This window comes from Rhizorhabdus antheiae (assembly GCF_049889055.1).
GTDB lineage: Bacteria > Pseudomonadota > Alphaproteobacteria > Sphingomonadales > Sphingomonadaceae > Rhizorhabdus.
The window spans coordinates 26,082-48,973 of record NZ_JBLTWO010000009.1; the positions used below are offsets into that span (position 1 = coordinate 26,082).

A 22,892-nucleotide genomic window follows, 5' to 3' on the forward strand; every position below is an offset into this window, starting at 1 on the left:
TCGCTTCGGCAGCGCGGATTCCCCTCCACCATGCTCCGCATGGTCCCCCTCCCCGTGCCGGGGAGGAGCTTGGGTCGCGTAGAGAATCCTCCCCGGAACGGGGAGGGGGACCGCCGAAGGCGGTGGAGGGGAATGCGGAACGAGCGTTTGTGAGCAGGCTTCGGTGGCTCGACGTGGCCGTCAGATCAGAAGGCGATCCAGCGGGTCAGGAGCCGGCGCGCGGCTCCGTTGTCGATCGCCTCGGCGGCGATCGCGATACCATCGGTCCAGCCCTGCGCGCGTCCTGCCACGATCAGCGCTGCAGCGGCGTTGAGCAGGACGGCGTCGCGATAGGCCCCCTGTTCGCCATCGAGCAGCCGGCCCAGCGCGGCGGCATTGTAATCGGCGTCGCCACCGCGAATGGCTTCGAGCGGGTGGCGCGACAGGCCCGCGTCGGCGGGCTCGAACCGCTCGGGGCCGAAACCGACCGCGCCCAATCGGAAGATGCTGCTCGGCCCGCCGATCGACAGCTCGTCGAGCGGTTCGTCGCCCGACACCATCATGGCCGCGTCGCAGCCGATCCGTTCGAGCGCCCCGGCATAGACGGGCAGATAGTCGGGCCGTGCGACACCGATCAGCTGGCGGGTGACGCCGGCGGGATTGCAGATCGGCCCCAGCAGGTTGAAGATCGTCCGCCGGCCGATGCGCTTGCGGATCGGGCCGAGCGGCTTCAGCGCCGGGTGGTGCTTCTGCGCGAACAGGAAGCACAGCCCGATCTCGTTGAGGCTCGCTTCGGCGCGGTCGGACGCCCGGTCGAGGTCCAGGCCCAGCGCTTCGAGCGTGTCGGCGGCGCCCGCCTTGGACGAGGCGGCCCGGTTGCCATGTTTCGCCACCGGCACTCCGGCGCCCGCGACCACGATCGCGACGGCAGTCGATACGTTCAGGCTGTGCGCCCCGTCGCCCCCCGTCCCGCAGACGTCGATCGCACCCGGTGGCGCCTGCACGGGGACGACCCGTTCGCGCATGGCGAGGGCCGCGCCGGCTATCTCCGCGCTGGTCTCGTCGCGTTCCGCCATTGCGGTCAGGAAGGTGACGAGTTCTTCTTCCTCATGCCGGCCATCGAGGATCGACGCAAAGACGGCGTGGGCGGTGTCCTGGTCGAACGGAAACAGCGGATCGGGCAGCGAAGCCAAGGTCAGCCGCGGTCCTTCACCGCGATGCCCGCGCTGCGCAGGAAATTGGCGAGCATCGCATGGCCATGTTCGGTCGCGATGCTTTCCGGATGGAACTGAACGCCGTGGATCGGCAGCGAGCGGTGGCGCACACCCATCACCTGTCCGTCCGATGTCCGCGCGTTGATCGACAGGACCTCCGGCATCGTCTCTTCGGGCACCACCAGCGAATGGTAGCGCGTCGCGGTGAAGGGCGAGGGGAGTCCATCGAACAGACCCGTGCCGTCATGATGGATCGGGCTCGTCTTGCCATGCATCAGCTGCGGTGCGCGCTCGACCCGGCCGCCGAAATATTGGCCGATCGACTGGTGGCCCAGGCATACGCCGAGCAGCGGACGTCCTGCCTCGGCGCAGGCACCGACCAGTTCGAGCGAGATGCCCGCTTCGTTCGGCGTGCATGGACCGGGTGAGATCAAAAAGGCCTCGGCGCCGCTCGACATCGCCTGGCCGACGCTGATCGCGTCGTTGCGGACGACTTCCACCCGTGCACCCAGCTCCATCAGATAATGGACGAGGTTCCAGGTGAAGCTGTCATAATTATCGATGACGAGGATCATGCCGCCGCCCTAACGGCTTTGCGGGCGACAAGAAAGGGCGATCTGTGTCCGCTGCGAGACGGTCTCAGCGGGCCGGTCCGGACAGCAGCGCCCGGCCACCCCTTGCTCCGAAGCATGACTAGCATCGCAGGCGTCCGGCGCCCATCCGTCGCTCGACGCTGCGCTGCGCCGGTCTGCGTCAGGCGATCCGGTGGCGGTCGGCGGGCACCGGGTCGATCGCGAGCAGGAGCCTGGACTCCCCACTGCCGTCGATCGGTGGCGAACGATGGAGGACGCGGGGCTCGTCCACCAGCATCCGACCCTTGAAGATGGCGATGTCGCCGGCCGCCATAGACTGAACTGCGTAGATCTGGTCGGCCAGACACCACTCCGTGCCGCGGCCCGACAGCGTGGCAAGGAGCCGCGCCGGGACATAGTCCATGTGAAACTTCCAGCAGGCGTTTGTCTGCACGACCTCCAGCCGCAGGCGGAGGCGCGGCGTCGGGAAAAGCGCCGCAAAGCCGGTTGCCCGTTCGGTGATCTCGGCAACGAGCGCAGCCCTGACCGGAACATAGCCGGGACCGGCATCGTTAATGGCGCGGGCGACGCCATTGCCAAGCTCTTCGACGGCGATCTCCACGTCGATGTCCGCAACGCCGTTCGGATCGAGCCTATCCAGGGGCGCGAGCGCGAACGGGCGGGGCCTCTGCCAGATCGCCAGCTGGACGTCGCGATCGGCTATGGCCGAAAGGATCGCCTCCGAATACCCGCTCGCGACGGGCGAGACCGAAGCGGCAGGAGCGATGGAAAGAGCAACAGCCACCGATTCATCCTTGAAAGTAATGATACACCATAACATATCAGCCGCCGATCAAAAGGGAAAGAGGTGGTGATGATGCAGGATGATGGCGAAGAGCGCTCGGCAAGAGCCGAGAGCTTGCTGGACGGCTTTGCGGTCTGTGCCTCTTTCACCTGCATGGCGCACTGCCTGTTGCTGCCCTTGCTGCTGGCGGCGCTGCCGGCCTTTGCCGATCGGCTCGACCCCGGTGAGAGCTTTCACCTGATCGTGCTGCTGTTGGCGATCCCGACCAGTGCTTTTGCGCTGGTCGCCGGCTGGCGGCGGCACCGGGCGTCGGTGCCGCTGGCTGTCGGATCGGCGGGACTCGTGCTGATGGCGGCCGGTATCGCCTTCGCCAGCCGTGAGGCGATCGAGACGGGTTTGACGGTCGCTGGCAGCCTGCTCCTTGCCGGTGCCCATATCGCGAACTGGCGCAACCGCGGCCAGCGGCCGGCCGTTGCGGCGGTGGCGGAGCGCTGCTCCGACCCCGCCTGATCGATCAGGGCTTCTGGGCCAGGGCGGCGTCTTCCTGCGCGCAGTTGCGCGACGGCGCCATCGATCGGGCGGCGATCGCCTCGGCTTTGGCGGCCTGAAGATCGGCCTGGAATCCAGGGTCTGCGTGCAGGCGGGCAACGACCGCTGCCCCCATCATCCGTCCTTGTTCGACATCGCTGAGCCAGTGGACGTTGCAGATGCGCCGGCTGTCCCCGAAGGCGATGCCGCGTGCCACCAGCCGCGCGGAGCGATCGGGCACGATCTCGGCGAGCATCAGGCCCCAGCCGAAACCGATCGCGCTGTGCCCGGACGGGTAGGAGCCATCCTTGCGGAGCATCTCGGTATAATCGGGCGAGCAATTGGCTTCGCCATTCTCCATGAAGGGGCGCGCCCGCTTGTAGCGTTCCTTGACGCCATAGGTCGCGAGGCCCAGGTCGGGCAGGCTGCGGCGCATCAGGCGATCGATCGCGGGTGTCGCCTGCGGGCTGATCTCGAAGCCGGCAGCACAGGAAAAGGCGCCCGTTGCAGCCGGCGTGCGGAGGTCGGCGTCCGCCGTGGCGAGGTCCCAGCGCGCGCCCTTGCCCAGCGCGAGCCCCGCCTTCGACGCATCCCGATCGCGGGCCAGAGCGGCTGACCCCTCAGCGGGCGGCGCGGGCAGGATGGCGAGGCTGTCGGGCAACGCTTCGCGCGCCAGATAGCCCTGGGCGAGCAGCGTGTTGACCGGCGAGGTCATGGCGGGTGGTGTGTCGGCGGCGATGACGGCTGCTCCCGCGACCATGATCGCCGCTGCGATGCCGATCATGCCGGCCTGGGTGATCCGTGCTCTCATCCTGCCTCTCCCGAAAAGTGAGGGGGCCAGCGCATAGCATCGCCTGCGATCCCCAGGAAGAGACGGGACGACCGCTCAGGCGGAGGCCGGGTGGAATGTAGGAGGACGGCGTCGCAGCACAGCGCCGATTGCTGCGAATCCGGCCATGAGCAGGAGCCAGCTCGACGGCTCGGGGGCAACAGAAACGCTTTCCAGCCCGCCGCCGCCGGCATCGCCGACGATCGCCTCGCCGGCCGGCGTGTAGCTGCCCATTTTCAGCGCGCCGCGCTGATCGAGCGACTCGGCTACCAATGTACCGGCGATGCTGCCGTCGTTCCGCACCGATGCGAAGGGCGACAGGATCGTACCGAAGAAGCTCTGCTCGAACTCGAGTTCCTGCGCTTCGTAGAAATTCCAGATCAGCTGGCTGTTCTTGCCGATCCCGCTCGCATCGAAATCTGCGTCGATACCCCCCGCCTTCCCCGACACGTTGACGATCATGCTCGTGCCATCGGCGATTTCGATACGGATGCCGTCAAGGCTTTGCAGATCGTCGAGGCTGAGATCGAAGACGCCCAGCTTGGCGTCGCTCCTCAGGATGAGGCTGTTCTTCTCGATCGAGACTTTGTCCGTCGATGCGAGCGACTGCAGGTTCTCGCTCAGCCCGCTCGTCGCGCGGAGCAGTTCCTCGCGTTGCTTGGCGATCTCCTCGCTATAATCCTTCGCGTCGCCCTTCGTCTCATAGCGGTAGCGGGCCTCGCCGCCGACGAACGTCTTCCCCTCGATTTCCTTGCGCGAGTCGAGATTGTCGAAGACGACGAGATTCCATTCGTAGAGGAAGTCCGCCTCCGCGATCATCGAGGCTCCCGCGATCTGGCCCATGGCCAGCAGCCAGACGGCGAACAGATTTCGGACAGAAGCCAGCAGGGAAGCAAACCGCATGACGCCCTCGAACCGTTTGCCCCGACAGAATCAGCGGGGAATATCGTCACGCTATCGCATCAATCGGTTTAAGCCAGCCTAAAGCTGGATGGACGTTAGGGAAGGTGCTGTTCAAAGAGCCTGGCAACTCCAGACCCTGAAGGACAGGGATCGCCCTTTGGGCCCCGTGATGGTGACATGGCCACCGGCGCGAAAGGCATGGGTTTCGAGGTGAAACAGCGCCTCGTCCTCTTCGTCGGGGCCGTAGGAGATCACCCAGCGGTCGCGCACATGGGCGAGATGGCCGGTGCGTTCGGGTTCGTCCGGCGCCGATCGCAGCACGGTGGCCTCTTCGGGCTGTTCGCGCAGGCGCCGCTGGTCGACGAAACCCGCCGGGTTGAGCGGGAGGCGCAGAAAGTAGCAATGATCGCGCAAGCCGTCCGGATCGTCCGGCGCAGGGTCTAGGTCGAGGCGGACGATATTCCACGGCATGGCGCTGAGCTAGGCAAGAGGACCTACCGCGCTCCATTCGTAAACATACGGATAGCGGAAGCGTTCGTGTCCGGCGCGCTCTCGCGCTCAGGGCCTCGGCTCAACTGTCGATGTCGCGACGGAAGGTTTCCGGCAGGAAGAACAGGCCGATGACCACCGTCGCTGCGGCGACCACGATCGGATACCATAGCCCGTAATAGATATCGCCCGTGGCGGCGACCATCGCGAAGACGATCGTCGGCAGGAAGCCGCCGAACCAGCCATTGCCGATATGATAGGGCAGCGACATCGAGGTGTAGCGGATCCGGCTGGGGAAGAGCTCCACCAGCAGCGCCGCGATCGGCCCGTAGACCATTGTTACGAGCAGGACGAGTGCGGTCAGGATCGCCACGACCATGGGCTTGTCGATTGCGGCGGGGTCGGCCACAGGCGGATAGCCAGCATCCTTCAGCGCTGCCTTCGCGTCGACCTGGAAGGCCGCGACCGCCGCCTTGCGCTCGGTCCCGGTGACGCGGGCCGGGTCGGGTGCGTCGATCCGACGATCGCCGATGCGGATGCTGGCGATGGTGCCGGCCGGTGCCTCGACATTGCGATAGCTGATGCCGCCCTTGGCGAGGAAAGTCTTGGCGATGTCGCAACTGCGATCGTCGAAGCTGTTCTTGCCGATGGGGTCGAACTGGATCGAGCATTCGGCTGCGTGGGCGATCACCTCGACGGGCGCAGACGCCTGCGCGCGTGCCAAGGCGGGGTTGGCCGCCACGGTCAGCGCGTTGAACAGCGGAAAATAGCTGAGCGCGGCAATCGCGCAGCCGGTCAGGATGATCGGCTTGCGGCCGATACGGTCGGACAGCCAGCCGAAGAAGACGAAGGCAGGGGTCGCGATGCCAAGCGCGATGGCGGTCAGGATGTTGGTGGTCGCGCCGTCGACCTTGAGCGTCTTTTCGAGAAAGAACAGAGCGTAGAACTGGCCGGTGTACCAGACGACCGCCTGGCCGGCGACGCCGCCAAACAGCGCGACGAGCACCCATTTGAGGTTGCCCCAGCGGGCAAAGGCTTCGGTCAATGGCGCCTTGGAGGTCGTGCCCTCCTCCTTCATCTTCTGGAAGACCGGGCTTTCGGCGAGCTGCAGGCGGATCCACATCGATACCGCGAGCAGCACCATCGAGACGAGGAAGGGGACGCGCCAGCCCCAGTCGGCGAAGCTGTCCTCGCCCATCAGGAAGCGGACCCCGATCACCACCAGCAGCGCGGCGAACAGGCCGAGCGTCGCGGTGGTCTGGATCCAGCTGGTGTAGAGGCCGCGCCGGTCGGCCGGGGCATGTTCGGCGACATAGGTGGCCGCCCCGCCATATTCGCCGCCGAGGGCAAGGCCCTGGAGCAGGCGCAGGGCAACTAGGATGATCGGCGCCGCGACACCGATCTGGTCGTAGGAGGGCAGACAGCCGACAGCGAAGGTCGACAGGCCCATGATCGCCATCGTGACGAGGAAGGTGTTCTTGCGTCCCACCAGATCGCCGATCCGGCCGAAGACGAGCGCGCCGAACGGTCGGACCGCGAAACCCGCCGCGAAAGCGCCCAGCGCCAGAATGAAGCCGGTCGTCTCGTTGACGCCCGAAAAGAAGTGGGCGGTGATGGCGGTCGCGAGCAGGCCGTAAAGGTAGAAATCATACCATTCGAACACGGTGCCGAGCGAGGAGGCCGCGATGACCAGCTTCTCGTTCTGCGGCGCCCGATGATGTCTGGGCAGTTCGGCCGGCTCCGCTCTTTCCATTGTCCTCGTCCCCTTATCTCAGACGCCATATTTGGCTGAGAACACGGTCCGGTTTCTCGGACTTGAGCGATCCAGACCCTGTTCGATCTGCACCATGTCGGATTTCTGCCGCAACGTCCAAGCTCGTCGACGACGGCGCGATATCAGGCTGCGGCGCCGCGCCGCCGGGGATCGGTCGCGTGACAGGCCAATGTGCAATTCTCGTCATGAGGGCGGTGCTTGCCCCGAATGGGGATGTCGACCGTCCGCGCCTCGCCGCCGCTGCACAGCTCGACGCGCAGGGTCGCGGCTGGTGCCGGCGCGGCGGTGCCGAGCATCGCCACGATCATGATGGCGGAGGCGATGAGCGCCGTGGCGCCAGGCTCAGATGGCATTGCTGAACCGACCTTCGCTGATCGGTCGGTGGCCGTCGAAACAGGCGGCGATCGACCGGGCATAGGGCAGGGCATCGGCGGCGAGTTCGATTCTGTCATTCTCGATGCGCAGCAGCTGGCGCTCGGCGAAGATGGCGAGTGCGGGGCCTGCGGCCTGCAGCAATTCGCGTCCGGCGCTGGCCCGTCCGGCGCACAGCAACTGTTCGATGACCCTGGCCCGCGCCTGTTCCTGCCGGTCGCGGCGGATGCCCCGCTCGACCGGCAGCTGCCCGGCCGCGACCGTCTCGCGATAGATGCCGGCATTTTTCTGATTCTGTATCAGCAGCGTCGGCAGATCGCTGATCGCGCTTGCGCCGAAGCCTATCAGGTGGCGGCTGCCGTCCTCGGTGAAACCCTGGAAATTGCGGCGCAGCGTGCCATTGCTGGCGGCAAGGGCGAGGGCATCGTCCGGGCGCGCGAAATGGTCGAAGCCGACCGGTACGTAGCCCGCCGCCACGAACAGGTCGTGGCCCGCTGCGGCCTGACGAAAGCGCAGCGCAGCGTCGGGCAGCCCGCTTGCGTCGATTCGCCGCTGGCGTGGGAACATCGACGGCAGATGGGCATAGCCGAACAACGCGATGCGATCGGCGCCCAGTTCGATGGCGCGGGTTGCAGAGCGTTCGACATCGGCGATCGTCTGTCCGGGCAGGCCATACATCAGGTCGAAGTTGATCGAGACGACCCCGGCGTCGCGAAAGCCTGCTACCGCGCGGGCGATCATGGCGTCGGGCTGGACCCGTCCGATCGCTTGCTGGATCGCGGGATCGAAGGTCTGCACGCCCAGGCTGACCCGCTGCACGCCGATGGTGCGCAGTGTTGCGAGCCAGGCGGCTTCGAGCGTGCGGGGATCGATCTCGACCGAGATCACCGGTGCCGACGCGCGGAAACGCGTGGTCAGGCGATCGACGAGGCGGACGAAGTCGAGCGGTGCTATCGCATTGGGGCTGCCGCCGCCGAAGGCGATGCGCGACACCAGGCCCCGTCCCGACAGACGGTCTGCGACCATGTCGATTTCGGCATCCAGGGCATCGAGATAGGCGGCCAGGCGATGGCTGCGGTTCGCGCGACCGGTGTTGCAGCCGCAATAGCTGCAGATCTCGTGGCAATAGGGAATGTGGACGTAGAGCGACAGCGGCGCGCGCGCCGGGATCGCGTCGAGCGCCTCGGCGAGTTCGGTGGCGCCCACATCCGGCCTGAACTCGGCGGCGGTGGGGTAGCTCGTATAGCGCGGGACCGCGCGTTCGAGCAGGGCAGGATGATAGGTCCACATGATCGGACTGGTCGCATGCCTGCGCGCTGACGCCCTTGATCCGTATCAAGAGCGGGATTGCGCGAGGTCAAGGGACCGGCGGGGACGGGCGCGCATCAGGGCTCGGCCAACGCACAGGGATTTACGAGACATGATCCGCAAATTGATGATCGGAACCGCAGTTGTCGCCGCCATGCTGGCGGGGCCTGCGCGCGCCGAGCAGGGAGACCTCCTCATTCGCCTGCGCGGCATCGTCGTCGCGCCGAACGAGAAATCGGGCTCCGTCCTTCCCGCCTTTCCCGGCGAGAAGGTCAAGGTGAACAACAGCTTCATGCCCGAGGTCGACTTCACCTACATGATCACGAAGACTGTCGGCACCGAGCTGATCCTCGCCACCACCAAACATGATGCGAGCGGGCGCACCGGCACGACCGGGTCGATCGGCAAGCTGGCCTCGACCTGGGTGCTGCCGCCGACGCTGACGCTGCAATATCATTTCATGCCCGAGGGGCAGATCCGGCCTTATGTCGGCGCTGGCGTGAACTACACGATCTTCTATTCGGAAAAGGGGTCGAAAGGCCTGGTCGCGGCGGTCGGCAAGACCGACGTGTCGATGAAGTCGAGCGTCGGCTATGCGCTGCAGGCGGGCGTCGACATTCCGATCGGCAAGCGCGCTTTCTTCAATCTCGACGTCAAATATATCGACATCGACACCCGCGCGCGGCTCGACACGACCGCCGCGGCGACCCAGCGGGTCAAGCTCCACCTCGACCCGTTCGTCTTCGGTGCGGGCATCGGCATGCGTTTCTGAGACAAGTCCTCCTCTCCGACTTGCACCTTGGGGAGCTTCGGCTCCCCATCTTTTTTGGAACCGCTTTGCGGGTGCCGCGTATCAGCCCCGCAACGAATGGAGATCACATCATGCTGAGTACCGCTCTGGGCGCCCTGATCGGCAGTGCCATCGACGGCGCCGATGGCGAAGACTCGACCGCCGACGGCGCGATCATCGGCGCGGCCACCGCCACCGTTGTCCGCGCGATCGTCCCGCTGGTCTTCACCTATGCGGTTGGCTGGGCCGTGCTCAAGGGGCTCGATTCGGCCAAGGACGCGGTCTTCGGCGGCAAAGGCGGCGACTGACCGGATCAGTAGCTGAACTGGAGCTGCGTTCGGATCAGCTGCCCCTCGGCGCGGCCGGTGCGGCGCTCGTCGGCCTCGCTGCGCTTCATCGACGCATAGGCGATGGTCAGCTCCAGCGGCTTGATGATCTGCCACTCGACGCCCAGTTCGAGCTCGTCGGTCTCCAGGCGCGGCGCGTTGGTCGATGCCTTCCATCCGCCGCGATAACGCTGCCAGCGGGCATAGGGCATGATCGGACCGATCGGGCTTTCCTTGATCCGATACATCGTCTGAACATAGCCGCCACTGAGCTTCTTCGACCGGATCGTCTGGGTCGCGGTGTCGAATTGCGGACCCTTGCCCCAGTTCCACTCCGCCTGAAAGCCGAAGGGCTTGGGGTAGAGGATCAGGTGCGCGCCCGCGCGATTGTCGTCATAAGCGAGCGTGCTGACGCCGCCGGAGCGGACCTCCGGGCGCACCTTGTTGAGCATGCCCGAAGCCCCGACCTCGAGCACTTGACCCTCGAACATCTCGCCAAGACCGTCGAGCTCGAACGGCCAGGTCGCCATCGCCACCTTCATCAGATGCTTGTCCTGCTCGGTCCTGTTGATGCCCTGGCCATTGTAGAGGGCCAGGCCGAAGGCGCCATAATTGCCGAACAGCTTCTGGCCGTCCTCCGCCAGCCGGTCCCAGATCTTCTGGACGTGGGTCGGGGTGTAGAAGGCGACGATGCCCAGATCGCGTTCACCGGGAACCGCGCTGTTGATCGCGTCCGACCGGTCGAGCGTCAGTCGGTTCGACGAGGACTGAAGATTTTCCCAGCCATAGGGAACCTTCGACTGGCCGAAGCGCAGGTGGAAGCGCTTGTCCTTGTCGAGGAAGAAGTCGGCATAAGCGTCACGCAGCTGGCCGAAGCCCTCGCGCCGCTCGGTCCCGGCCTGGTTGTTCACGGCCGTGGCGAAGTCGGGCTGGATATAGATCGAAAGGCGGTCGGTAACGTCGCCCTGCAGGACGAGGCGGACCCGGCGCAGCGAGAAGCTGCCCTTGTCCGAGATCGACGAATCGTGAACCGAGCGCAGCCGTGAAATCCCCGCCGGCGCCGTGTCGTCGCCCGACAGGAAGGCGTTGTAGCGCATCTGGGTGTAACCGCGAATCTGAAGCCGCTCGTACCAGGCCTTGGACTTGTGTACCGGCGCAGACGCCAGAACGACCGGCGCGCCGGCTGGCGTTGCGGCAGCGGGCGCAACCGCCGGGCTGACGGCAAGCGAAGTCGCCGGAACGGGCGCGCCGCCCGCCGGGGTGCTGGACGATGTGGCGACGGCAGCATCTGCGGGGCGCGGGTTGCCGGCGGCCTGGGCTGCCTGCAGCGCCTTGACCATGGTCCGCAGCTCGTCGATCTCGCGCTTCAATTCTTCGATCGTCTGCGCGCCGGCGGGGCCGGGGAGAGCGAGCAGGGTGCTCGCGATCAGCGCCGCCTTGAAGCTGCGTGCCATGTATTTTGCCTTCGGGATGATGAAAAACCAGCTCGCCCTAGGCCGGGTTGATGACAGTTCGATGACATTTGTGACGGACCGGTGACGAAATGATTACAGAGCGAGCGGGCGCGCTCGGGATATGTCAGGACGCTCGTGAATCCCTTTCAACCGGCTCTTCGTCGAGGAGGATGCGGATTGCCGCTCCCTCGGGGTCGTCGAACTGGCCCACGCGCAATGCCCAGTGGAAGGCGAAGAGGCCGGCAAGGCCGAGGCCGAGCGCGATCGGGATGAGGAAGGCGATCCCGTTCATGCGGCGATCCTCCGGAGCCGCAGCGCATTCGCCACGACGATGATCGAAGAGGTCGACATGGCGATGGCAGCGACCAGCGGCGTGACCATGCCGGCGAGTGCGAGCGGGACGGCCAGCATGTTGTAGCCGATGGCGAGCAGAAAGTTCTGCCGGACGACGCGCATCGTCCGTCGCGCGGCGTCGACGGCGGTTGGAACGGGTGCCAGCGAGTCGCCAAGGAACACGAGATCGGCCGCCATCTGTCCGACATCGCTGGCCGAGGCCGGCGCCATAGACACATGACCGGCGGCGAGCGCGGGGCCGTCGTTCAACCCGTCGCCGACCATCAGGACGCGGCGACCTATCGCCGCCCGCCGTTGGATCGCGTCGACCTTTTCCGCAGGAGACAGGCCGACGGCGGCGGTCAGTCCGAGTTCGGCCGCTACCGGTGCAACGGCGGCGCGCCGGTCGCCCGACAGGATTGCGCATTCGAGCCCCTGCGCTTCGAGCCGCCGCACGCTCGCTCCGGCCTCGGGCCGGATGCGGTCGCTGAAGCGGAACAGCCGGGCCGGCTGGCCCTCGACCGCGAAGGCGCAGGCAAGCTCTTCGCCGGGCGCCGTGCAGCCGATCCAGGTCGGGCTGCCGAGGCGGATCGTCCTGTCCCCCTGTCGCGCTTCGACGCCCTTGCCCGCATATTCGACGATCCGGCCAAGATCGGCTGCGATTCCGCCTTCGGTTTCGAGCCGACGCGCAAGTGCGATCGACAGCGGGTGACGGCTCGCCCGGGCGAGCGCCAGCGCCAGCGGCCGCTCGTCGTCCGACAGCGGCATGTCTCCGATCAGTTCGGGGCGGCCGAGCGTCAGCGTACCGGTCTTGTCGAAGCGCACGCTGTCGGCCTCCGCCAGACGTTCGAGTGCGGAGCCATCCTTGACCAAAATGCCCCGCCGCATCATCGCCCCAGCGGCAACCACCTGCGCCACCGGCACCGCCAGCCCGAGTGCGCAGGGGCAGGTGATGATCAGCACCGCCACCGCGATCAGCAGCGACTGGTGCCAGCCCGCGCCCGCGATCATCCAGCCGGCAAAGCTGAGCGCGGCCAAAGAGTGGACGGCGGGCGCGTAGAGCCGCGCCGCGCGGTCGGCGATGCGGACATAGCGCGACTTGCCCTGTCCGGCCGCCTCCATCAGCCGGGCCATGCCCGCGATGGCGGTGTCCGGGCCGGCGGCGGTCACGGTAATCTCGACGGGAGCCGAGAGATTGAGGGTGCCGGCGATCACCCGGTCGCCGACCGAGGCCGGTGCGGGCGCGCTTTCGCCCGTGACCAGCGAGGCATCGATCCTGGTCTCGCCCTTCTCGATCCGTCCGTCGGCGCCGAAGCGTTCGCCGGTGGCGACGATCATGCGCATGCCGGGGGCCAGGTCGGCGGCGCGGACCCAGGCACTGCTGCCGTCGGGATAGATCACGGTCCCGCCGGGTGCCGTCTGCCGCATCAGCGTGGCGGCGCTGTCGCGCGCACGATCGCGCATCGCGCTGTCGAGATAGCGGCCCGCGAGCAGGAAGAAGAGCAGCGAGACCGCACCGTCGAAATAGGCATGCGCGCCGCCGACGATCGTTTCGAACAGGCTCAGCAGCGTGGCGAGCAGCACGCCGATCGAGATCGGCACGTCCATATTGGTCCGGCCATGGCGCAATGCCGCCCAGGCCGATTTGAAGAAGGGCTGTCCCGAATAGGCGACGGTCGGCATCGCGATGAGGGCCGATAGCCAGTGGAAAAGATCGCGTGTGGAGCCTTCGGCTCCGGACCAGATCGACACCGACAGCAGCATGACGTTCATTGCGGCGAAGCCCGCCACCGCCAATGCCTTGAGCAGTTCGCGGCTCTCGCGGACCTGCGCCACGGCCTTGTCGCCGGGTTCGACCAGCAGTTCGGCGGTGAAGCCGAGCTCGCCGATCGCACGGCGCAATTCGGCATCGTCGAGCGAGCCGTCATGATCGACCGCGACGCGCTTCGCGGTGAAGTTGACGCGGGCGGAGACGACCCCCGGCAGCCCGGACAGCCCGTCCTCGATCTTGGCGATGCAGCCGGCGCAGCGAATGCCGGGCAGGACGAATTCGGCGTGGGACAGCAGCGCGTTCATGCGGGCACCTCGTCGACGAAGCGGGCGGCGTCATTGCCGTTGCTGACCTCGATCCGCAGCCGCCAGCGGCCCGGCGGCAGAGTCTGGATGGAACGATATTGCCCATTCCCCCGGCTCTCGAAGCGAAGGGGACGGTCGGGTTGGCGACCGAGCGGATGCTGTGCCACGGCCGTGACGATGGCTTCGGCGAGAGGGCCGCCGCTGCCATGGAGGTGGATCTCGGCCCGGTCACCGACGCGATCGGCCCCTATCGTCCAGCCCAGCTTGCGTTCGGCGGCGGCTTCGTCGAGCCAGCGGTTGAAATGCTGGCTGGCGACATAGCTGTTGTCGACCACGGTGCCGCCGAAGCTGCGCGACGCCACGGTGGCCATGGTGACATTGACCGCGATGACCACCGCGAAGAAGCCGACCATCGAGACCGCCATGTGGCGCCCGGTAAACCCCTTGCTCATTTATTCCTCCGGTCCTTCGAAACGGCTCTCGACGCGGTCGCTCGCCTTCTGGTCGTCGGCGGCCGTGACGGTGAAGCCGACCGGCACGCTCGCCTCCGCTTGCACCGGTCCGCGTACATAGATGCGCCGTTGGGCGACGCTGTCGGCGGGCACCGTGAAGCGCAGAACGGGCGCGGCGCCGGTCTCGCCATCGGTCGAGTCCCACATCCGGGCGCCCGCCATGCCGTCGAGGCCGAGCAATATGACCCGCGGCCGCGACTCCATGTTGCGCAGCTTGATCGTATAGGCGTTGCGGACATCGCCGTCGGACATGCGCACCCAGAGCGGGTTGCGGTCATGGCCGACGGTCAGGTCGAGGCGGGTGCGGTTGCCGAGCGCAAACATCATGACCAGCCCGACGAGCGCCCACAGCCCGCCATAGAAGAGCGTGCGCGGCCGGGTCAGCGTCCGCGCGATCGGCACTGGGGCTGCGCGGGCGGCTTCGGCCTCGCAGCCTTCCAGCGTCGCATAGTCGATCAGCCCGCGCGGGCGGCCGACCTTGGCCATCATCTCGTCGCAGGCGTCGATGCACAGTGCACAGGTGATGCAGGCCAGTTGCGCGCCGTCGCGAATGTCGATGCCGGTCGGACAGACCTGCACGCAGGCCTTGCAGTCGATGCAGTCGCCGGCACCCTCGCTGCGTTTGGTGCCGTGCGAACGGGGCTCGCCGCGCCAGTGCTTGTAGGTGACGATCAGCGAGCGCTCGTCGAGCATCGCCCCCTGTATGCGTGGCCACGGGCACATATAGATGCAGACCTGCTCGCGCATCAGCCCGCCGAACACATAGGTGGTCGCGGTCAGCACGCCGATCGTCGCATAGGCGACGGTCGCCGCCTGTCCGTGCAGCAGGTCGGACGCCAGCGTCGGTGCATCGGCGAAGTAGAAGATCCAGGCGCCCCCGGTCAGCAGGCCAACGACGATCCATGCGCCATGTTTGGCGAACCGCCGCGCGATCTTTGCCGGGCTCCATGATGCCGCCTTCAGCCGCAACTGCGCATTGCGGTCGCCGTCGATGAAGCGCTCGATGTGCAGGAACAGGTCGGTCCACACCGTCTGCGGACAGGCATAGCCGCACCAGGCGCGGCCCACGGTGGAGGTGACCAGGAACAGGCCGACACCGGCCATGACGAGCAGCCCGGCGACGAAATAAAATTCATGCGGCCAGATCTCGATCCCGAAGAAGTAGAAGCGGCGGTGAGCGAGATCCACCAGCACGGCCTGGTCGGGGGCATAGGGGCCCCGGTCCCAGCGCAGCCAGGGCGTGACATAATAGACCGCTAAGGTGGCGGCCATGACATACCATTTCAGCCGACGATAGAAGCCGTCGACTGCGCGCGGAAAGATGTCGGCACGGCGGGCATAGAGCCCGCCGTCCTTGCCTGTCCTGTCCGCGTGACCGGACATTATTCGCCGCCTCCGAGCGAATGGACATAGGCGGTGAGCATGTTGATCGTCGCCGGGTCGAGTTTCTCGCCCCAAGCCGGCATGACGCCATAGCGGGCATTGGCGATGGTCGCGGTCAGGGCCTCGCGATCGCCACCGTACAGCCAGATCGCGTCGGTCAGGTTCGGTGCACCGAGCTCGCGATTGCCCCTGGCGTCGGGGCCATGGCAGGCGGCGCAATTGGCGGCAAACAGTGCCGCGCCGCGCTGGGCTGCGGGGCTGGACCCCTCCTGCCGCGACACGAGCCGGACATAGGAGACGATGTCCTGGATCTCCGCCGGCTTCAGGATGCCGTCGCGTCCGAAGGCGGGCATCTGCGACATGCGGGTCGTGCTGCTGTCGGGCTGGCGGATGCCGTGCAGGATGGTGGCATGGATCGCGGCGCGGTCGCCGCCCCACAGCCAGTCGTCATCGTTGAGATTGGGATAGCCCTTGCTGCCGGCGGCCCCCGCGCCATGGCAGGGCGCGCAGTTCACCTTGAACGCGGCGCGTCCGCCCGAGACGGCGGCCTGCATCAGCGGCCCATGCGGATCGAGCGTCGCGATGTCGGCCTTTGCGATTGCCGTCCGGGTCGCCGCATTGGCGGCATCCGCCGCGCGCATCTCCTGTCCCAGCTGGTCGCGGCTCGACCAGCCGAGAAGCCCGGTCGTCGCCCGGTCGAGCAGCGGGATCGCGGGGTAGGCGACCGAATAACCGATCGCGAACAGGATGCAGGCGTAGAAGGTCCACAGCCACCAGCGGGGCAGCGGCGTGTCGAGTTCCTCGATGCCGTCCCATTCATGGCCCTTGGTTTCGGTCCCGGTCGCTTCGTCGATCTTCTTCTCAGTCATCGCACGGGCTTTCGTCACGAAGAGGAATGAGGCTCGCGTCGCGATGGGCGTCCCGCGCCGAGGGGCGCAGCGCCCGCCAGGTCGCGAGCAGAAAAGTGGTCGTCAGGAACAGCAGTCCCCAGCTGTCGGCGGCGTGGCGCAGCGTCTCGTAATTCATCGCGCCTGCTCCATCGGTTCGGCGGCGCGGGTGTCGACCAGCGTGCCGAGCATCTGCAGATAGGCGACCAGCGCATCCATCTCGGTCACTCGCTTCGGATCGCCGTCGAAGTCGCGGGCCTGTGCCTTGGGATAGCGCGCCTTGAGCAGGCTGCTGTCGGCGTCGGGGCTGGCCTGGGCGAGCGCATCCTCGACCGCCTTGTCGATTGCGTCCTTGCTGTAGGGCACGCCGACCTTGCGAAGGGCCTCCAGATGCGCGTCCAGATGCTTCACCTCGAGGTCGCGTTCGCGCAGGAAGGCGTAGCCCGGCATGATCGATTCCGGCACCACCGAGCGCGGATCGACGAGATGCTGGACATGCCATTCGTCCGAATAGCGTCCGCCGACGCGGGCGAGATCGGGGCCGGTCCGCTTCGATCCCCACTGGAAGGGATGGTCGTACATGCTCTCGGCGGCGAGGCTGTAATGGCCATAGCGTTCGACCTCGTCCCGGAAGGGGCGGATCATCTGGCTGTGGCAATTGTAGCAGCCCTCGCGGATGTAGATGTTGCGGCCGGCGAGTTCGAGCGGGGTGTAGGGCCGCATGCCCTTCACCTTCTCGACGGTCGAGTCGATCCAGAACAGCGGGGCGATCTCGATGATGCCGCCGATCGAGACGGTGATCAGCGCGAGGATCAGCAGCAGCGTGACGTTGCGCTCGATCCGGCCATGGTCGAGGAATTTGCTTGCCATGGGACGATCCTTCAGGCGGCGACCGGCTGGAGCGGCTTGTCCAGCGCGGGGTCATAGGGGGCATCGGCGAGGGGCGCTTCGTCGCGCAGCCTGCCGCGCAGCGTCTGGGCGATGTTCCAGGCCATGAAGAGCGCGCCGAGCAGGTAGAGGGCGCCGCCTGCGGCCCGGATCAGATAATAGGGCTTCATCGCGGCGACGACGTCGGAGAAGGCATAGACGAGATAGCCGTCGGCCCCATATTCGCGCCACATCAGGCCCTGCATGATCCCGGCGACCCACATCGACGAGGCGTAGAGGACGATGCCGATCGTCGCCGACCAGAAGTGCCAGTTGATCATGCGCAGCGAGTAGAGGCGGCTGCGGCCCCACAGGCGCGGCACCATGAAATAGACCGCGGCGAAGCTGATCATGCCGACCCAGCCGAGCGCGCCCGAATGGACGTGGCCGATGGTCCAGTCGGTATAGTGCGACAGGCTGTTGACCGCCTTGATGCTCATCAGCGGGCCTTCGAAGGTCGACATGCCGTAGAAGGCGAGCGCCAGCACCATCATCCGGATGATCGGATCGGTGCGGACCTTGTCCCAGGCGCCCGAGAGCGTCATCAGGCCGTTGATCATGCCGCCCCAGCTGGGCATCCACAGCATCACCGAGAACACCATGCCCAGCGTCTGCGCCCAGTCGGGCAGCGCGGTATAGTGGAGGTGGTGCGGGCCGGCCCAGATGTAGAGGAAGATCAGCGACCAGAAGTGCACGATCGACAGCCGGTAGCTGTAGACCGGGCGTTCGGCCTGCTTGGGCACGAAATAATACATCATGCCGAGGAAGCCGGCGGTCAGGAAGAAGCCGACGGCGTTATGGCCATACCACCACTGGGTCAGCGCGTCCTGCACGCCGGCGAAGGCGGAATAGCTCTTCGAACCGAAGATCGACACCGGCATCGACAGGTTGTTGACCAGGTGCAGCATCGCCACGGTGACGATGAAGGCGAGATAGAACCAGTTGGCGACGTAGATATGCGGCTCGGCGCGGCGGACGATCGTGCCCAGGAAGACCGCGAGATAGCTGACCCAGACGATGGTCAGCCAGATGTCGACATACCATTCGGGCTCGGCATATTCGCGGCCCTCGGTGATGCCGAGGAGATAGCCGGTCGCGGCCAGCACGATGAACAGCTGATAGCCCCAGAAAACGAAGCGGGCGAGCGCCGGGAAGGCGAGCCGGGCGCGGCAGGTGCGTTGGACCACCCAGAAGCTGGTCGCGATCAGCGCATTGCCGCCGAAGGCGAAGATGACGGCGGAGGTATGCAGGGGGCGCAGCCGCCCGAAGCTCGTATATTCGAGCCCCAGGTTGAGCATCGGAAAGGCCAGCTGCAGCGCGATGTAGAGACCGACGGCAAAACCGGCGACGCCCCAGAAGAGTGTCGCGATCGTGCCCCAGCGGATCACGTCGTCATAATAGCCGGTCTCCACCGGCGCGGCCTTGCGGCCGGGCAGCACGTCGAAATCGGTGCGCGACAGCGTGATCCACAGCGTTGCCAGCGCGGCGAGGGCGACGATGCCCATCTGCACGGCGAAGGCGGAATCTTCGGCCTCGGCAGCCGCGATGATGGCGAGCAGAAGGGCGAGCAGCCACCCTCCGCTCCGGAACAGCAGAGCGATCATATAGGTCCTCTTGAGCGATCCTGGCCTCCATCGGCCCGGCGCGGCGCCGGGTCGTTGACGGAGATCAACTGTCAGCCGGCGGCGATGCGCTCGAGCTTTTCGGGGTGGGCGATCGACAGCAGCCGGGGGCCGGGCAGGCCGATGATGCCCGCCTGCTTGAGCTTGGTGAGCGAGCGGCTGACCGTCTCGATCGTCAGGCCCAGCACGTCGGCCATTTGCTGGCGCGATAGAGGCAGCACCAGATCGTGTCCGCCGCCCATGCGCTCGGCCATCTCCAGGATCAGGCTGGCGACGCGCTCGCAGGCCGATTTGCGGCCGAGCAGCAGCATCCAGTGCCGGGCGCGGTCCAGTTCGTTCAGGGTGCGCTGAAGCAGCGCGTGGCCTACCGCCTCATGTTCGCGGGCGAAGCGATCGAAGGTCCCTCGACCGAAGACACAGAGCGAGGCGTCGGTCAGGGCCGTGACGCTGTGGTGGCTGTCCTTGCCGAACGGACGACCGATGAAGTCCGAAGGGTAGACGATGCCGACGATCTGCTCGCGGCCGTCGCCGGTGACCGTCGACAGCTTGAGCATACCCGACAGGACATTGCCGACGACGACCGATTCATCGCCCTCCCAGACCAGCGTCTGGCCCGCGCTCAGCCGCATCTTGCGGCCGAGCCGGCCGAGTGCGGCCAGGCCGGCGCTGTCGAGCGAGCAGCAGATCGCGGTCTTGCGAACCTCGCAGCTTTCGCAGCTGTCGGGCATCGTCCGGTCGAAGCTTTCCCCCGGCAGCGTCGTCAGCTGGACATCGTTGTACATCGCACCCCTCACATCTTCGAGCGTGCGGAAATTGGCGGCCGGGGGCCAGCGTCGATATACGCAAACATACCGAAAGGCGCGGATGTCGGAGAAGCGCCCATCATAAGGTTCCGTAACGAAAATCGAGCAATGTCGGATGATTGGACCGTGATATTGCATGCAGTTGGGCCTGTTGGCGGCCCCCGGGGCCGTTCCGGTTGGGGCGGACGGGGAGAGTATTCGTCGTGTTCATTCTTGTCTTGCGCTGCGCCGCCACGGTCGATGTCTTTCGTGCGTCTGCTTCATACGGCTCGCTGTCACCGTCGACGTGCCGGCGGCGGTCTTCCAGAACAGTGTCGGGAAGCGTCAGGGCTACACCGTTCTGAACCGCATCCTGCCCGCAGGCAATGCGGCAGGCCCGGCATCGCCCTGAACGGCAGCGTGACAGCAATGGGGCGGGCTGGCAGGAGGGGGGCATGATCTCCCGCCTGTCGCTCGCTCCGCTGTCCCTGCCGCAACTGACGCCCGACGTCTTCGTGCGCACGGCGGCGGGTGCGGGCTATTCCCGTGCCTGCCTGCGTGTTTTCGGCGGGGATGCAGCCCGTCCGCGCCTGCTGTCGCCCGCCCTCGTCGATGGGCCAGCCATGGCCGTCGAACTGGGGCGGATCGCCGCTGGCGAGGGTGTCCTCATCTCCGAGATCGAGGTGCTCATGATCGGCCGCAACAGCGATATCGCAGCGTGCGAACCGATGCTCGCGGCAGGCGCCGCGATCGGTGCGCGGCTGCTGACCGTTTGCGTCGTGGACGAGGACATGGCTCGGGCCGCCGACCGGATAGGCGCGCTCGCGCGGCTGGCGGGTGGCTACAAGATCGAGGTCGGGCTGGAGTTCGCGCCGTCCACCCAAATGCGTTCACTGGGCGAGGCGGTCGCGCTGCGGGCGCAGGCCGGCGAAGCCAATGTCTCGCTGGTCGTCGACGCGCTCCATCTGACCCGATCGGGTGGATGTGCGGCCGACGTTGCGGCGTCATGCGGTACCCCGCTTCGCCTCCTCCAGCTGTGCGACGCCCCGCTTGCCGCGCCGGCGGACCCCGCCGGGCGGCTGCGCGAGGCCCGCGATCGGCGGCTGGTGCCGGGTGAAGGGGAGATCGACCTCGTGTCGCTCGTCCGGGCGATGCCTGCCGATTGCGCCTTCAGTGTCGAGGTTCCCGATGCCGAGCGCGTCGCCCGGCTGGGCGCCCTCGGCCATGCACGCGGTTTGCGTGAAGCGGCCGAGCGGCTGTTCGCCGAGACGGCGTAGCGGCCGGCGCGCTTACTGGGCCGCCAGCCCGCCATCGATCAGCAACTCTGCCCCGGTCACGAATTTGGCCTCGTCCGAGCAGAGATAGACCGCCGCCCAGGCAACGTCGTCGGTGTCGCCGACGCGGCCGATCGGGACCTGGCGGGCCAGTTTCTCGATCATCGCCGCATGGTCGGCGCCCTTGGCCAGCGTGTCGATCAGCGGTGTGTCGATGAAGGTCGGATGGATCGAGTTGCAGCGAACGGCGTAGCGCTGTTTCGCGCAATGGAGCGCGATCGACTTGGTCAGGTGGCGGACCGCCGCCTTGGACGAATTATAGCTCGCGAAATTGGCCGAGGCGACCATCGCGGACACCGAGGATATGTTGAGGATCGCGCCACCAAGCCCGCTGGCTGCGGTCGTCTTCGCCATTAGCGGCAACAGGCTGTGGCAGCCGAGGAAGACGCCATCGAGGTTGATCGCATGGCTGCGGCGCCAGGCGGCGAAGTCGGTGTCCTCGACCGATCCGGGCACGCAGATACCGGCATTGTTGACGAGAATGTGGAGGCCGCCGAGGCTCTGCTCGACCAGCGCTGCGGCCCCGGCCCAGCTGGCTTCGCTGGTGACGTCCAGCGTCGCGGCGTGGCCGCCGGCCTCGGCTGCGGCGGCCTGCGCCTTGTCGCGATCGATGTCGGTGAACAGCACGGTCGCGCCTTCCGCTGCGAAACGGCGCCCTATGCCGAGGCCGATACCCGAACCCGCGCCCGTCACCAGGGCGATGCGCCCTGCCAGCCGTCCCGTTGCCGTCATCGCCGTCGATCTCCCGTGCCTTCGCCGCCGCTATGGCGGTTCCGATCACCGATCTCAATCGCTATGCCCGACCGGCGAAGCGGCATCGGCTGGCCGCAAAAGGAGCAGGGCGCGGTGGATATCGACAGGATAAGAGCGTGGGGGGCGGAGCCGACAACCGATGTCTATGACGCGCAGCGCACCATCCTCTATGCGCTCGGCATCGGCATCACCCCCGACGGCCGCGATCTCGATTTCGTCTATGAAGCCCGGCTTCGGGCCTTTCCGACCTTGGCGGTCACGCTCGGCGCCGAGAATTTCCTGCGCGGCGAACGCCATGGCGAGCTCGACTGGAGCCAGGTGCTGCATGCGGCGCAAAGCGTCGAATGGCACCGGCCTCTGCCGCCGACGGGGCGCGTTGCGGCGCGCTCCGAGGTCGAGGCGATCGTCGATCGGGGCGCGGGCCGGGGCGCGCTGATTCAGCTGGCGCGACATCTGTCCGATGCGCAGGACGGCCAGCCCCTCGCGACGCTGCGCTTCACCCTCTTCGCGCGGGGAGACGGCGGCGGGGGCATCTCCTTCGGATCGCTCGACCTGCCCGCCGAATTGCCGGCAACGTCGCCCGACGACAGTCTCGCGCTTCCGACGCGGCCCGATCTCGCGGCGATCTATCGCTTGTCGGGCGATCTCAACCCGCTGCACATCGATCCCGATGCCGCCAGACGTGCGGGCTTCGACCGGCCGATCCTGCACGGGCTTTGCAGCTATGGCATAGCTGCGCGCGCCCTCTCGACGATGCTGCTCGATGGAGCAGGCGAGCGCCTTGCCCGGCTGGACGTCCGTTTCTCGGCGCCGGTCTTCCCCGGTGACACGCTGGTCACCGAGGTCTGGCGCAGCGGTGATCGCGAGGCGCGCTTCCGGGTTCGCGCCCGCGACGTAGCCGTGCTCGACAAGGGGCTGGTCCGCTGGCGCTGAACAGATC

The 22,892-nt window shown here is 66.9% G+C and carries 25 protein-coding genes; 5 read left to right on the plus strand and 20 right to left on the minus strand.

The features are described from left to right. Positions 1–185: 185 nt before the first annotated feature. The 3 genes from trpD to ACNI3R_RS16155 form a co-directional block, all read right to left on the minus strand. Positions 186–1,172, minus strand: coding sequence for an anthranilate phosphoribosyltransferase (gene trpD / locus ACNI3R_RS16145; RefSeq protein ID WP_426185185.1), 987 nt, complete (start codon positions 1,170–1,172; stop codon positions 186–188). A gap of 2 nt (positions 1,173–1,174) precedes the next feature. After that, entirely contained in the window at positions 1,175–1,768 is a 594-nt protein-coding gene (locus tag ACNI3R_RS16150; protein WP_426185187.1) for an anthranilate synthase component II, read from the minus strand. Between the two features lie 178 nt (positions 1,769–1,946). Next, positions 1,947–2,570: a DUF1826 domain-containing protein gene (locus ACNI3R_RS16155; RefSeq protein ID WP_426185189.1), complete on the minus strand. Its 624-nt coding sequence runs from the start codon at positions 2,568–2,570 to the stop codon at positions 1,947–1,949. A gap of 69 nt (positions 2,571–2,639) precedes the next feature. Between ACNI3R_RS16155 and ACNI3R_RS16160 the strand changes: the two genes are divergently transcribed. Then, on the plus strand, positions 2,640–3,080 hold the full coding sequence (locus ACNI3R_RS16160; RefSeq protein ID WP_426185191.1) for a MerC domain-containing protein: 441 nt from the start codon (positions 2,640–2,642) through the stop codon (positions 3,078–3,080). Positions 3,081–3,084: 4 nt separating this feature from the next. Here ACNI3R_RS16160 and ACNI3R_RS16165 read toward each other — a convergent pair whose 3' ends face one another. The 6 genes from ACNI3R_RS16165 to hemN form a co-directional block, all read right to left on the minus strand. Further along, positions 3,085–3,909, minus strand: a complete 825-nt coding sequence (locus ACNI3R_RS16165; RefSeq protein ID WP_426185193.1) for an acid phosphatase — start codon at positions 3,907–3,909, stop codon at positions 3,085–3,087. 75 nt (positions 3,910–3,984) lie between these two features. Further along, entirely contained in the window at positions 3,985–4,830 is an 846-nt protein-coding gene (locus ACNI3R_RS16170; RefSeq protein WP_426185195.1) for a choice-of-anchor A family protein, read from the minus strand. Positions 4,831–4,941: 111 nt separating this feature from the next. Then, positions 4,942–5,301 (minus strand): hypothetical protein, encoded by a 360-nt coding sequence (locus ACNI3R_RS16175; RefSeq protein WP_426185197.1) that lies wholly within the window; start codon positions 5,299–5,301, stop codon positions 4,942–4,944. Positions 5,302–5,401: 100 nt separating this feature from the next. After that, positions 5,402–7,072, minus strand: coding sequence for an MFS transporter (locus ACNI3R_RS16180; protein ID WP_426185199.1), 1,671 nt, complete (start codon positions 7,070–7,072; stop codon positions 5,402–5,404). Positions 7,073–7,215: 143 nt separating this feature from the next. Beyond that, on the minus strand, positions 7,216–7,446 hold the full coding sequence (locus ACNI3R_RS16185) for a hypothetical protein (protein ID WP_426185201.1): 231 nt from the start codon (positions 7,444–7,446) through the stop codon (positions 7,216–7,218). After that, entirely contained in the window at positions 7,436–8,755 is a 1,320-nt protein-coding gene (gene hemN, locus ACNI3R_RS16190) for an oxygen-independent coproporphyrinogen III oxidase (RefSeq protein ID WP_426185203.1), read from the minus strand. The genes ACNI3R_RS16185 and hemN overlap by 11 nt, the downstream gene beginning before the upstream one ends. Before the next feature lie 130 nt (positions 8,756–8,885). Here hemN and ACNI3R_RS16195 point away from each other — a divergent pair, with 130 nt between their 5' ends. Together ACNI3R_RS16195 and ACNI3R_RS16200 are read left to right on the plus strand one after the other, a co-directional pair. Then, positions 8,886–9,545, plus strand: a complete 660-nt coding sequence (locus ACNI3R_RS16195; RefSeq protein ID WP_426185205.1) for an OmpW/AlkL family protein — start codon at positions 8,886–8,888, stop codon at positions 9,543–9,545. A gap of 110 nt (positions 9,546–9,655) precedes the next feature. Next, a complete protein-coding gene (locus ACNI3R_RS16200) occupies positions 9,656–9,871 on the plus strand; it encodes a hypothetical protein (protein ID WP_426185207.1) in 216 nt (71 codons plus the stop codon). A gap of 5 nt (positions 9,872–9,876) precedes the next feature. Here the strand turns inward: ACNI3R_RS16200 and ACNI3R_RS16205 are convergent, their stop codons facing one another. The 10 genes from ACNI3R_RS16205 to ACNI3R_RS16250 form a co-directional block, all read right to left on the minus strand. Then, on the minus strand, positions 9,877–11,343 hold the full coding sequence (locus ACNI3R_RS16205; RefSeq protein ID WP_426185209.1) for a porin: 1,467 nt from the start codon (positions 11,341–11,343) through the stop codon (positions 9,877–9,879). 124 nt (positions 11,344–11,467) lie between these two features. Further along, positions 11,468–11,635 carry a cbb3-type cytochrome oxidase assembly protein CcoS gene (gene ccoS / locus ACNI3R_RS16210; RefSeq protein WP_426185211.1) on the minus strand — a complete coding sequence of 56 codons (168 nt, stop codon included), beginning with the start codon at positions 11,633–11,635 and terminating at the stop codon, positions 11,468–11,470. Next, complete coding sequence (locus tag ACNI3R_RS16215) at positions 11,632–13,752, minus strand: heavy metal translocating P-type ATPase (RefSeq protein ID WP_426185212.1); 2,121 nt, start codon at positions 13,750–13,752, stop codon at positions 11,632–11,634. The genes ccoS and ACNI3R_RS16215 overlap by 4 nt, the downstream gene beginning before the upstream one ends. Beyond that, complete coding sequence (locus tag ACNI3R_RS16220; RefSeq protein ID WP_426185213.1) at positions 13,749–14,204, minus strand: FixH family protein; 456 nt, start codon at positions 14,202–14,204, stop codon at positions 13,749–13,751. Before ACNI3R_RS16220 ends, ACNI3R_RS16215 begins: the two co-directional genes overlap by 4 nt. Beyond that, on the minus strand, positions 14,205–15,647 hold the full coding sequence (ccoG, locus tag ACNI3R_RS16225; protein ID WP_426185215.1) for a cytochrome c oxidase accessory protein CcoG: 1,443 nt from the start codon (positions 15,645–15,647) through the stop codon (positions 14,205–14,207). It abuts the gene before it with no gap. Further along, positions 15,647–16,516 (minus strand): cytochrome-c oxidase, cbb3-type subunit III, encoded by an 870-nt coding sequence (ccoP, locus tag ACNI3R_RS16230; protein ID WP_426185217.1) that lies wholly within the window; start codon positions 16,514–16,516, stop codon positions 15,647–15,649. The genes ccoG and ccoP overlap by 1 nt, the downstream gene beginning before the upstream one ends. Beyond that, complete coding sequence (locus tag ACNI3R_RS16235; protein ID WP_426185219.1) at positions 16,509–16,673, minus strand: cbb3-type cytochrome c oxidase subunit 3; 165 nt, start codon at positions 16,671–16,673, stop codon at positions 16,509–16,511. Before ACNI3R_RS16235 ends, ccoP begins: the two co-directional genes overlap by 8 nt. Beyond that, positions 16,670–17,404, minus strand: a complete 735-nt coding sequence (gene ccoO / locus ACNI3R_RS16240; protein WP_426185221.1) for a cytochrome-c oxidase, cbb3-type subunit II — start codon at positions 17,402–17,404, stop codon at positions 16,670–16,672. Before ccoO ends, ACNI3R_RS16235 begins: the two co-directional genes overlap by 4 nt. A gap of 11 nt (positions 17,405–17,415) precedes the next feature. Beyond that, positions 17,416–19,065: a cytochrome-c oxidase, cbb3-type subunit I gene (gene ccoN, locus ACNI3R_RS16245; RefSeq protein ID WP_426185223.1), complete on the minus strand. Its 1,650-nt coding sequence runs from the start codon at positions 19,063–19,065 to the stop codon at positions 17,416–17,418. A 71-nt stretch (positions 19,066–19,136) separates the two neighbouring features. Next, on the minus strand, positions 19,137–19,811 hold the full coding sequence (locus ACNI3R_RS16250) for a Crp/Fnr family transcriptional regulator (protein ID WP_426185474.1): 675 nt from the start codon (positions 19,809–19,811) through the stop codon (positions 19,137–19,139). A gap of 509 nt (positions 19,812–20,320) precedes the next feature. Between ACNI3R_RS16250 and ACNI3R_RS16255 the strand changes: the two genes are divergently transcribed. Then, positions 20,321–21,142 carry a sugar phosphate isomerase/epimerase family protein gene (locus ACNI3R_RS16255; protein ID WP_426185225.1) on the plus strand — a complete coding sequence of 274 codons (822 nt, stop codon included), beginning with the start codon at positions 20,321–20,323 and terminating at the stop codon, positions 21,140–21,142. A 12-nt stretch (positions 21,143–21,154) separates the two neighbouring features. Here the strand turns inward: ACNI3R_RS16255 and ACNI3R_RS16260 are convergent, their stop codons facing one another. Next, entirely contained in the window at positions 21,155–21,931 is a 777-nt protein-coding gene (locus ACNI3R_RS16260) for a glucose 1-dehydrogenase (RefSeq protein ID WP_426185227.1), read from the minus strand. Positions 21,932–22,045: 114 nt separating this feature from the next. Between ACNI3R_RS16260 and ACNI3R_RS16265 the strand changes: the two genes are divergently transcribed. Continuing rightward, positions 22,046–22,885: a MaoC family dehydratase gene (locus ACNI3R_RS16265; protein ID WP_426185229.1), complete on the plus strand. Its 840-nt coding sequence runs from the start codon at positions 22,046–22,048 to the stop codon at positions 22,883–22,885. Positions 22,886–22,892: the final 7 nt, after the last annotated feature.